This window comes from Flavobacterium sp. A45 (genome assembly GCF_002001005.1).
In the GTDB taxonomy this organism is placed as follows: Bacteria; Bacteroidota; Bacteroidia; order Flavobacteriales; family Flavobacteriaceae; genus Flavobacterium.
Genome location: NZ_MUNX01000070.1, coordinates 100,920 through 112,504, shown reverse-complemented (window position 1 = coordinate 112,504; position 11,585 = coordinate 100,920). Strand labels below are relative to the sequence as shown.

General features: G+C 34.9%; 8 protein-coding genes. 3 read left to right on the top strand and 5 right to left on the bottom strand.

From position 1 onward, the window contains the following. On the bottom strand, positions 1–1,060 hold a 1,060-nt coding region (locus B0E44_RS07725; RefSeq protein WP_174565128.1), incomplete at its 3' end, for a carbohydrate binding domain-containing protein. 250 nt (positions 1,061–1,310) lie between these two features. Between B0E44_RS07725 and B0E44_RS07720 the strand changes: the two genes are divergently transcribed. From B0E44_RS07720 to B0E44_RS07710, 3 genes are all read left to right on the top strand, one after another. After that, positions 1,311–2,915 (top strand): S8 family peptidase, encoded by a 1,605-nt coding sequence (locus B0E44_RS07720; protein WP_077372533.1) that lies wholly within the window; start codon positions 1,311–1,313, stop codon positions 2,913–2,915. 63 nt (positions 2,916–2,978) lie between these two features. Beyond that, positions 2,979–4,853, top strand: a complete 1,875-nt coding sequence (locus tag B0E44_RS07715; RefSeq protein ID WP_077372530.1) for a M1 family metallopeptidase — start codon at positions 2,979–2,981, stop codon at positions 4,851–4,853. Positions 4,854–5,340: 487 nt separating this feature from the next. Beyond that, positions 5,341–5,754: a transposase gene (locus B0E44_RS07710; protein ID WP_254423264.1), complete on the top strand. Its 414-nt coding sequence runs from the start codon at positions 5,341–5,343 to the stop codon at positions 5,752–5,754. Positions 5,755–6,126: 372 nt separating this feature from the next. Here B0E44_RS07710 and B0E44_RS07705 read toward each other — a convergent pair whose 3' ends face one another. The 4 genes from B0E44_RS07705 to B0E44_RS07690 all read right to left on the bottom strand — a co-directional run bounded on the left by B0E44_RS07705 (position 6,127) and on the right by B0E44_RS07690 (position 11,349). Further along, complete coding sequence (locus tag B0E44_RS07705; RefSeq protein ID WP_077372527.1) at positions 6,127–8,787, bottom strand: glucosidase; 2,661 nt, start codon at positions 8,785–8,787, stop codon at positions 6,127–6,129. 290 nt (positions 8,788–9,077) lie between these two features. Beyond that, positions 9,078–9,674, bottom strand: coding sequence for a hypothetical protein (locus tag B0E44_RS07700; RefSeq protein ID WP_124019303.1), 597 nt, complete (start codon positions 9,672–9,674; stop codon positions 9,078–9,080). A gap of 173 nt (positions 9,675–9,847) precedes the next feature. Next, positions 9,848–10,366, bottom strand: a complete 519-nt coding sequence (locus B0E44_RS07695) for a hypothetical protein (protein WP_077372521.1) — start codon at positions 10,364–10,366, stop codon at positions 9,848–9,850. A gap of 176 nt (positions 10,367–10,542) precedes the next feature. After that, positions 10,543–11,349 (bottom strand): DUF6602 domain-containing protein, encoded by an 807-nt coding sequence (locus B0E44_RS07690; protein ID WP_077372518.1) that lies wholly within the window; start codon positions 11,347–11,349, stop codon positions 10,543–10,545. Positions 11,350–11,585 lie beyond the last annotated feature (236 nt).

The following is an 11,585-nucleotide window of genomic DNA, read 5'->3' as shown; positions in this document are numbered from 1 at the left end:
ATGCAATAGATAAAGATTTTAATGCAATATTTTTACTAACATCAATTTTTGTTAGAAAAGTTGCATTACAAATTAAATTTATTAATAAAACATTATTAGAAACATCTAAACTAGTAAGTTTATTATATGAACAGTTTAAATCAGTAAGAGCTAAATTCTTAGAAAGGTCTAGAGATTCAATTTTTCCTTGGCCTGAAAGGCTACTAGAAACACCTTCTGCCATATATGAAACATTTAAAGATTTCAAAGCACTGTTTTTTGTAACATTGATGGAAGTTAGGTAATTCGCACTACAATTTAAATTGATTAAGTCTAAATTTTTTGTAACATTTAAACTGTTCAATTTGTTACTTTGACAATCCAAAGTTTTTAATGCCACAAAATCCTCAATTCCTGTCAAATCAGCAATAGAACTATTAGAAACATTCAATGAAGTTAATTTGTTAACGCTATTAGTCATCACTTTTCCATCAGCTACCCCAGAATCAATCCCCAAGGCAATCAATTTGTTCTCAAAATTCACATCAGGAATAAGCGTATATTGTTCTGTTCCTTGGATGTATACTTGTACATCGTCAATCAAGACATCGAAAGCCTCAGAATCAAAAGTATATAAGGAAATATCCAAGTCATACGACATATTTTGGTCTGGCGTAAAAGTGGTTTCTTTTATGGTCCAGTTGTTGTCTGTTGCAAAAGTGCTACTGGAAAGCGTTGTAGCACTCCCGTTTTGGCTAATATTTAAGCTGATGGGATGTTGACCGCTATAGTTAGAGTTTACATACTTATACTTGAATTTTACAGTATAAGTAGTTCCAGCAGTCATAGGAACTTGAGCTGTAATTTTTGGAGAAAGTGCAGTGCTTGTAATAGATAATTGTACACTTTTACTTCCTTCTGTGTACGAGGAAGTGTTTTGGATTACATTGTTTGCTGTTGTCCAGTTAGACAAGGTTGTGCTATTCGTCCAAGTTTCGAATCCACCATTAGGCACCAAATTGGTTTGTGCATAAGTAGTTAATGATGCTAAAAATAGCAAAACAAGTAATTTTGTTTTCATAGGTTATAACGATTTGCGGTTGGCGCGAATGTACGGTATTTCCTCTTTAATTGTAGGAAGTTTTCTAAAAAAATAGACAAAAAACTAATAATGCTGTTAAATTGCCAAATTATTACATTTTAACAAAAATATTCTATTAAAAACATTGTTATTTTCAAGTGCGTCCTAAAATAAAGTTAACGATTACATAATATCTAAATTACTTCTACTATTTTTGGAGTTGATTATTAATTACAGAATAACTACATAGATGAAAAAAATAAATTTAACTTCATTAGCATTACTCGTTGCCTTGTCTTTATCCCTTTCGGCTAATGCACAAACAGTGGCAAATACAACAAATTATACCGCCAAAAAAGGAGAACTAAGTGAACCTCAATTGCAAAGATGGTCGCATCTGGATTTAGCCAAAGACAGTATTCCGGGAATGAGCGTGGATAAAGCGTATGCCGAATTACTTAAAGGCAAAAAAGGAGTTAAAGTGATTGTTGGAGTTGTGGATTCGGGTGTAGATATTGACCATGAAGATTTGAAATCAGTTGTTTGGACCAATAAAAAAGAGGTAGCCGGAAATGGAATTGATGACGATAAAAACGGATTTGTTGATGATGTTCACGGATGGAATTTTCTAGGTGATGCTGGACATGAAACACTGGAAATGACTCGTATTGTAAAAAAAGGGGATGACGGATCGGTTACTTACAAAAGCGCATTGGCGGCTTATGATAAAAAATACAATAAGGCAATGCAAGACAAGCAACAAGTTGATTTCTTGATTGCTACGGATAAAGCCATTCAAAAGCATTTGAATAAAGAAAATTATACTATTGAAGATTTAAACGCAATCGTTACTACAGATCCCGATTTGACCAAAAGTAAAATGATCATGACTCGTATCCTGACCAATGCTGGGCCTACTTTCAGGACCGAAATTGAAGACTACGGGAAATACGTTTACGATCAATTGAACTATAATTTGAACAAAGAGTTTGATGGTAGAAAAATTGTAGGAGACAATCCAGAAGACATAAAAAACACCAAATACGGTAATAACACTGTTTATGGACCAGACAAAGAAGAAGCCCTTCATGGAACTCACGTAGCTGGAATTATTGCACAAGTAAGAGGCAATAATATTGGTGGAGACGGAGTTGCCGATAATGTGGAAATTATGGCCGTAAGGGCAGTTCCAGATGGGGATGAGTACGATAAAGATATTGCTTTGGCAATTCGTTATGCAGTGGATAATGGTGCTAAAGTAATCAATGGCAGTTTTGGAAAAAGTTACTCTCCTCATAAACAATGGGTTTTTGATGCCATAAAATATGCCGAAAAGAAAGACGTATTGTTTGTTCATGCAGCAGGAAACGATGGAGATAATATCGATTTAGAGGATAAAAAGAATTTTCCAAATGACGCCGATGACAATACAAAAGAATTTGCTTCAAATGTATTGACTGTTGGAGCCTTGAATAATAAATATGGAGAGGGAGTAATTGCTTCATTTTCAAATTATGGAAGTTTCAATGTGGATGTTTTTGCTCCAGGCGACGAGATTTATGCGACCATTCCAAACAACAAATACAAATATTTGCAGGGAACTTCAATGGCTGCACCAAATGCGGCTGGTGTTGCAGCTTTGATTCGCTCGTATTATCCAAAATTATCCGCCAAACAAGTAAAGCAAATTATAATGGAATCGGGTACAGCACTTCCTGCTAAAGTAGTTTTGGGCGAAAATCCAAATCCAAATCAGGAACCTGTTGCTGTTTCATCGACTGAATCTTCAAAATCAGCCAAAATGGTCAATGCTTACAATGCATTATTGCTGGCAGAGAAAATGTCTAAAAAATAATTTCAACATCTATTAACCCAATGGAAGAGTTTTTGGCTCTTCCATTTTTTTATTTTAAATACCATGCGCAAACTTTTTTTATTTATTTTCTTTTCTGTAAGTCTGGGGAATTTATTCGCTCAAAAAGCGGGTTACTGGCAACAGCAGGTCGATTACAAAATGGATGTCACAATGGACGTCAAAACCTACCAGTACAAAGGAAAACAAGAACTGGTTTACACCAATAACTCTTCGGATACGTTGAAGAAAGTATATTATCATTTGTATAATAATGCCTTTCAACCAGGAAGTGAAATGGATGCTAGACTGCAAACCATCAAAGATCCTGATGGGCGTATGGTTACCAAAATAAAAGTCGATGGAAAGGATGTAAAAGAAAGCCGAATCAAAAACCTGAAGCCTAACGAAATTGGGTATTTGAAAATTTCCAATTTCAAACAAGATGGTGTTGTGGCTGTTGCCAAAGAAGTGGGAACGATTCTAGAAGTGACTTTGGCTAAACCCATTTTACCAAATTCAAAAACTACTTTCACATTAGATTTTGATGGTCAAGTACCAGTGCAGATTCGTCGTTCTGGGCGAAATAATTCAGAGGGGATCGAATTATCAATGTCGCAATGGTATCCAAAAATGGCCGAGTTTGATTTTGAGGGCTGGCATGCTGATCCGTATATTGCCAGAGAATTTCACGGTGTTTGGGGGAATTTTGATGTTAAAATCACTATCGACAAGGAGTATACTTTAGGAGGTTCTGGTTACTTGCAAAAACCAAACGAAATAGGTCATGGTTACCAAGACACAGGAGTTACTGTAGTTTATCCTAAAAAAGCAAAGACTTTGACTTGGCATTTTGTAGCGCCAATGGTACATGATTTCACTTGGGCTGCCGATAAAAATTACCAACATGATATAGTAAAAGGGCCAAACAATGTTGATTTGCATTTCTTATACAAAAACACACCAGCAGTAACTGAAAACTGGAAAAAACTGGAACCTTTAATGGTAAGAGTTATGGATTTTTATAATAAAAATGTGGGGGATTATCCATACAAACAATACTCGTTTATACAAGGAGGCGATGGCGGAATGGAGTATGCCATGTGTACCTTGATGTTAGGAAATGGAACAACGCAAGGAATGTTGGGAACTGCGGCCCACGAGATGGGACATTCTTGGTTTCAACATATTTTGGCATCCAACGAGTCCAAGCACCCTTGGATGGACGAAGGTTTTACTACCTATATCGAAGATTTGGCTTTGAATGAATTGAATGATAAAAAAGAAGAGAACCCATTCAAAGGCAACTATGCAACTTATTATAAATTAGTAGAATCAGGAAAAGAACAACCACTATCCACGCATGGGGATCGTTATGATGAAAACCGTCCGTATAGCATTGCGTCTTATGTAAAAGGAAGCTTATTCCTATCGCAATTGATTTATGTGATTGGTCAGGAGAACGTGGACAAAACGATAAAAAAATATTACCAAGATTTTAAATTCAAACACCCATCGCCAAACGATGTCAAGAGAACTGCCGAGCGTGTTTCGGGAGCTAATTTGGATTGGTATTTGGTTGATTGGACACAAACGTTGAATACTATCGATTACGGAATCAAAGATGTCAAAGAAAATGCAGATAAAACAAGCGTAATCCTAGAGAGAATCGGTAGAACGCCAATGCCTATTGATGTATTGGTAGAATATGCAGATGGAACCAAAGAAAGTTTCTACATTCCGTTGCGTTTGATGAGTTTCGAAAAAGAAAATCCAACTCCTGCTATTACCAGAACCGTTCTTAACGATTGGGCTTGGGCGTATCCTACTTTTGAATTTAATATTGCAAAACCTAAGGCTACTATCAAGAAAATCACTATCGATCCAAGCGGTTTAATGGCCGATATCAAACAAACCAATAATGTTTATGAAGTAAAATAATTCTTTGTAAACAATCCTATAAAGGCTCTTTTAAAATGTAAGGTTTTAAAAGAGCTTTTTTTTACACAATAATTTTTTGGGGGTAACACCATTAGCAAAAGGGGCTACTTTTAGCACCGCTTACTCGCCCCTTTTGCTACTGCTGTCGGGCTATCCACGCTACTTCGGTAGCTAGTTTCTATCCCTTACCCGATTAAAAGAGCATTAGGGCAATTTTTTAATTTTAGGTTTTTTCCTATATTTTGTTTTATATGTTTACGTTTTATTAGTAAATTTAAATTTTAAAAAATAATTTTAAATAATTTCATCTACACCTTTGTCAAAGTTTTAAACTTTGACAAAGGTTCATAAAGCAGAATAAAATGAATATGTCGGGTGCATCTTTGTCAAAGTTCAAAAGTATTTAGAATAAGCCCGAATGATTTGTCGTTTCCACCTTTGTCAAAGTTTTAAACTTTGACAAAGGTTCACAATAAAACCAAACAGAATGGATATAAGAATTCAAATTTTAGAACCCGATTGCTATTATCATATCTATAATCGTGGGATTAATGGAGGGAAAATTTTTAAAAACACGGATAATTATCTTTTCTTTCTAAAACAATTTTCAAAATATGTAATTCCAGTTTGTGATATCTATGCCTATTGTTTGATGCCAAATCATTTTCATTTTGTAATAAAAATAAAATCTAAAGAAGACTTATTGCTTTTTGCAATAAATGAGTTAAAATTGAACAAAGAGAATAATGAGGGTTTGCATGCCATACAGAATGTGGTTAGTAAACAAATAAGCAAGTTCATAAGTTCTTATAGTCAGTCTTATAACAAAGTGTATAATAGACATGGAGCATTATTAGAATCTCCTTTTAAACGAAAAAAATTGAATCTGAAGAATATTTAAGAAACTTAATTCTTTATGTTCATCAGAACCCTGTAGATTTAAAAATAGACTTTAAAATCTACAAATTCTCTTCTTATGTGGCAATTTTATCTAATGCTAAAACGAATTTAAAACGAACTGAAGTAATAGAATTGTTTAATGATTTAGATAATTTTATTTTTTGTCATAACAATCCATTTGAAAGTTTTGATTTTTGGAAATGATTAAAACGTTCATTTTTGGAAATGATGAAAAGATCCGGGAGTTTCTTTATCAAAGTTCTAAACTTTGACAAAGATCTAAAGGGAAGATCCGATGAATTACATTATAGTTGTTGAAAAGCCAACTTTGTCAAAGTTCCAAACTTTGACAAAGTTTTGCAAAGAGCTCTTCCTATTCCAAATCCTCATGCAAATGCCTAATAATTTCAGAAATAAGTCCTGTCCATCCCGTTTGATGATTGGCACCTAGTCCTTTACCGCTGTCTCCATCAAAATACTCAAAAAACAAATGGTTTTTATTGAAAAGAGAATCTTCCTGAAACTTTTTGTATTCGCCATACATTGGAATTTTTTTATTCGCTCCAGGAACAAATAACGCCAATAATCTTTCGGCAACACCTTCGGCAGCTTCTTGTAAATTCATCAGTTTACCAGATTCGGTTGGAAATTCGACCTTGAAGTCTTTGCCATAATAACTGTGGAATTTTTCCAAAGAATCCAAAATCAAATAGTTCATAGGGAACCAAATTGGGCCTCTCCAATTCGAATTTCCACCAAACATGTCTCCGGTAGCTTCGGCTGGAGTATAATCTACTTGGATGGTTCCGCCATCATGTTTGAATTTATACGGATGTTCTTTGTGATATTTGGATAAAGATCGAACGCCATAATCAGACAAAAATTCCTTTTCGTCAAACATACGCTTGAGTATCATTTTCATTCGATGCCCTCTAAGTGTAGACAGCAAACGAGTTTCCCCTTTTCCTGGATTGTACCAACTGGAAACCAAACTGGCCAAGTCAGGACGGTTTTTCAAGACCCATTCCACACGTCGCTTGAATATGGGTAATTTTTCCAGTAATTCTGGGGTTAAAACTTCGACGGCAAATAGTGGAATTAATCCAACCATCGAACGGATTTTTAGTAGTTGGGCATCACCGTTTTCTTTATGTAACATGTCATAATAAAACTGATCCTCTTCATCCCAAAGGTTCAATTTGTTATCACCCAATGACTGCATGGCTCCCGAAATTTGGAGAAAATGCTCAAAGAATTTGGATGCCATATCTTGATAAACAGGATTTTTTAGTGCTATTTCACAGGCTATCCGAAGCATGTTAAGGCAGTACATAGCCATCCAACCCGTGCCATCGGCTTGTTCGAGATGACCTCCAGTTGGCAAATCGGCGGAGCGGTCAAACACTCCAATATTATCCATTCCGAGGAACCCTCCCCCAAAGACGTTATTTCCATTTTTATCTTTTAAGTTCACCCACCATGTAAAATTGAGCAGCAGTTTGTGAAAAATACGTTCCAAGAAAACGGTATCTCCAATACCACCATTGGCTTCTTTGTCAATTTCATATACTTTCCATGTAGCCCACGCATGAACGGGCGGATTGACATCCGAGAACGACCATTCATAAGCCGGAATTTGTCCGTTTGGATGCATGTAATATTCCCTAAGAATAACCGATAATTGCCTTTTGGCAAAATCAGGGTCCAATCTGGCCAGAGGCAAGGTATGAAATGCCAGATCCCAAGCGGCAAACCAAGGATATTCCCATTTGTCCGGCATAGAAAGAATATTGGAGGTGTACATGTGTTTCCAGGCACTATTGCGTCCCTCTTTTCGATTGGCATCAGGTCTTGGCGTCGAAGGATCTCCTTTTAGCCATTCAAAAACATTATAGTAATACCATTGTTTGGTCCAAAGCATACCGGCGTAAGCTTGTCGCTGAATGGATTTTAATTTTTCGTCCTTTACTCCTTTTTGAAGTGGAGCATAAAATTCGTCAGCTTCTTCGATTCTTTGTTTGAAAATAGCATCAAAGTCTTCAAAGGGTTTATCAGGATTGGTATTTGTAAAGCGAAGACGGTATTCTTTTTTGCCTAGTGGCGGAATGTAATCATCATAATGCACCGACGCTTTGGTACCAATGGCGTCTGGATTTATGCTAGTTCGCTTTTGATTGATAATATAATCGTTTATTCCATCTTTGGCATAAGTGGATTGAGCGGGTGATTTATATAGTTTTTCAAAATTGGTTTTGTTGTCACAAAACAAAAGATCTTTGGCATTTTCGGCATACAAATTGAAGTGTCCCACCAATCGGTGATTGACTTCTATATGTGATTTTTCTACTCCAATTAAAGTAGGTTTGTGTTTGTAATTTTCATATCCCCAACTCCAAGTGTTTCTGAACCAGATGGTTGGTAAAACCGTAATTGGAGCGATTACTTTGGAACGATTTTCTACCGTTACCTTGATCAATATGTCTTGCTCATCGGCTTTGGCATATTCTATGGTGATGTCGAAATATTCGTCTTTGTCAAAAACGCCCGTGTCCAGCAATTCATATTCGGGTTCCAGACGGCTACGCTTTTTACTTTCCTCAATTAATTTTTCATAGGGAAAAACAGCATGAGGATACTTATAAAGCATCTTTTGATAAGAATGTGTAGGAGTGGAATCTTGGTAGAAGTAAATTTCTTTGACATCCTCGCCATGATTCGATTCGGCTGGGGTTAGTCCAAAGAAACGCTCTTTTAGGATACGGTCTTTATGGTTCCAAAAGGCAAAAGCTAAACAGATGTGTTGTTTGTTGTCAGAAATACCCCCAATCCCTTCTTCGCCCCAGCGATACGCTTTGGAACGAGCCATGTCATGAGTAGTGCTTCCCCATGCATAACCGCTTTGGGAATAATCTTCCCTTACAGTACCCCATTGTCTTTCGGATAAATAGGGACCCCATTTTTTCCAGCCTTTGTTATCGGTTCTTAGCTGTAAACGTGCTTTTTCGGCGTTTTTTTCTGGATCTCTTTCTGGCATACCCTGTCTAATTTGTTTCTAGTCGCAATTTAGACAAAACACGTATAAAAATTGGTATATAATTGGCAAAAATCATCGGAGATAATTAATGAAAAGTTATTTATGAATTGTTTTATTATTTTATTTACAGAATTGGGCTAAAAGGGGGGAGTTGTTTCTTATAGAGTGGTGGGGAAATTCTATTAAAGGGAGTTTGATTATTGATTTTTGGAGAAACAAATATTGCTTTTAACCAACTTTCGATTAAGCCAATTGCCCAAATCCGTTGTAGTAGGTGTTGAGCGGCTTTACTACTTTATTGACTTGTTTTTAATATCTCTTATTAGTTTATTATATGCGCCAATTATTAAACTTCTTGAAGGCTTAGAAAAATGAACATCAGAGTTATCTTTTGGTTTTCCTACAGAAGCTATTACTTTTTGAGTGTAAATAATTTGAGAATTTTTTAAATCGTAGATTTCGATTGTTACTTCATTACTGTTCATGCCTTCTCTGCTCATTCTATGTGGAGTCAAATCGATTGAACCAAAATCATTTCTTGTTTGGGTAGCTTTAATGTTTATGAAAAAGTCATAGTTAGTTCCTTTTTTAATGTCTGCAATGATTTGCTTACTTGGATTCAAAGGAATTTTTTTCTGTGTCAAAAGTAAACCAGAAACATCGGTCACATAATTTAATCTTTCGCCGAGAAGAATCTTAAAGTCACGTATTGAAGTTTCTTTAAGATATTTTGTGCAATCTGCCGGCGCATCTATCTCATTAAGTAGCCATTTTCCGTTGGTGAAATCGACACCTGTTGTTTGTCCGGGATTGTAGAAAACATAAGACGGTAAGTTGCAAGAACTAAGTATTACCATGCAAAAGGAAAGAAATAGAATTTTCTTCATGAATCAATGTTTAAGATTTGTTATGGTAATGTCGCACAACGTCTTGGGGCTACAGCGGGTTTGGGACTATATTAAGCCCAATCTTCGGATTTGCCAAATCTTCCAAATACAAAACCAATTTCAAATTAAGCCAAATCCCCAAATTGATTGTAGCGTGTGTTGGCAGATCGGCTTTATTTTTTCAATTCAATTTTTCCATCAAATTCTTTCAATTCAGTGTAAAATTTTATTCCTAAAATTCTCCAATCAACTGTTCCTGTTACATTGTATTTGTATGTATTATTCTCTAATTTAAAAACATTTATGTTAGTAGTTTTCCAATCAGTTCCACTCACAAAACCATTTCTATAAACATTTGCATTTAACAGCTTTTTTTCAATTGTATTTTCACCAAATGAAATTGAAATATCAATATCTGTCATTAAATTATCTTCAAGTTTTTTTTCTCTTAAATAAGTATTTCCATTAAATTTAGGACGCTCTATATTTTCAGTTTCTTCTTGTAAATTAAAAGTTTTGTTTTTAGTATTTTCTTCATTTGTTTTTCCAATAAATGACAAAAGACCAAAAACAAAAATAAGAGTTGCCAATATTCCTAAATTATCACGAATTATCTTTGTTGCTTTGAAGCAGATAATTATAAAATAAATTAAAATTACAGTATTTAATATTCCCCAAAATAATTCTAACATAGTTTATGTTTTTAGTTAATTTTTTTTTGCATTTCGTTTTCTCAAGCTGTCTGCCAACGTTCTGGCACTACAGCGGGTTTGGGATTAAATTAAGCCCTATTTTCGGATTAGCCAAATATTCCAAATACAAGACCATTTTCCATTAAGCCAAATGCCCAAATCCGTTGTAGTGGCTGTTATAAGCTGTTAATATCAATATCTGTGAATGGGTGGTCAAGATACATTCCTATTCCAGATTCCAAACTATTATCTGGATTTCTACCTTGCCTTTGCATATGGGCATTAAAACATGAATTTGAAACACATCCTACGAACCAAGTGATTTGATCAGCTACTTCATCGGAATTTAATTTTTGCCATGTTCTTGTTATACCATCTGTTTTCATTCCAATTTTCCAAAAACCTTTACCAAGAATGCAGACCATTGAAATGATGCCGGAAAGTGGGTCAATATTTAGCTCTTTCATTACTTCTACAAGTCGCTTTAGTTCAAAATTTGGATTTTTATTATCCAAGTCAGCATCACTTTTAAACGCAAAGAACAAATTAAAAGCTCCGAAATAATTTGCGTTAAAATTAGGACCGACAGTAAATTTTAATTTTGAAATTTCCAAAGAAGTTGCAGAAAAATCTTTTATATATCCTCTATTTACAGTTGACTTTACTTCAATTCTTGCTAAAACGGAATTAAAAAGAAAAATTCCTTCTTTGGAATTATGTGAGCCTAATATTGGAGGTGCTAATGTCTTATCAAATAAAATAATGTCATCTTGAGTTGATTCTCTTTTCAAATTTTCAGCCTCAATAATTGTCCCTGTGCCACTTAAAACGTATGGAGGTAGCCAGGGAGTTAATATATTGTCAATTAAAAGTTCTCTAAGTCGTCCTCTTAAACCAGTATGCTGAACTTTTTCTTCGTTTGAGGACAAATGAAGTAAATGTATGCTATCGGCTCGTAATTTGTCTAGAATGTAGTTGTTCATATGTAGTTGTTCATTTTAATAGCTTATAACTTATATATATGCCTGACAAAATCACACTTATCCATCCTAATCATGATAGCTTTGTGTAATAAGTATCACGTTTTCCTTTTTTCAAATGTAGAAAATAATAATTAGAATCCTACACAGGATAATTTGCAATAAAAATATTTTTGGAACATTGATGCTGCGTGAGGGATTACTTCACTTAGCTTTTATTTTAATTGGAGTTCAGTGAA

Coding starts and splice junctions, on each gene's coding strand:
- B0E44_RS07720 (WP_077372533.1), top strand. CDS start 1,311: ATGAAAAAAATAAATTTAACTTCATTAGCATTACTCGTTGCCTTGTCT.
- B0E44_RS07700 (WP_124019303.1), bottom strand. CDS start 9,674: ATGAAGAAAATTCTATTTCTTTCCTTTTGCATGGTAATACTTAGTTCT.
- B0E44_RS07705 (WP_077372527.1), bottom strand. CDS start 8,787: ATGCCAGAAAGAGATCCAGAAAAAAACGCCGAAAAAGCACGTTTACAG.
- B0E44_RS07695 (WP_077372521.1), bottom strand. CDS start 10,366: ATGTTAGAATTATTTTGGGGAATATTAAATACTGTAATTTTAATTTAT.
- B0E44_RS07710 (WP_254423264.1), top strand. CDS start 5,341: ATGGATATAAGAATTCAAATTTTAGAACCCGATTGCTATTATCATATC.
- B0E44_RS07715 (WP_077372530.1), top strand. CDS start 2,979: ATGCGCAAACTTTTTTTATTTATTTTCTTTTCTGTAAGTCTGGGGAAT.
- B0E44_RS07690 (WP_077372518.1), bottom strand. CDS start 11,349: ATGAACAACTACATTCTAGACAAATTACGAGCCGATAGCATACATTTA.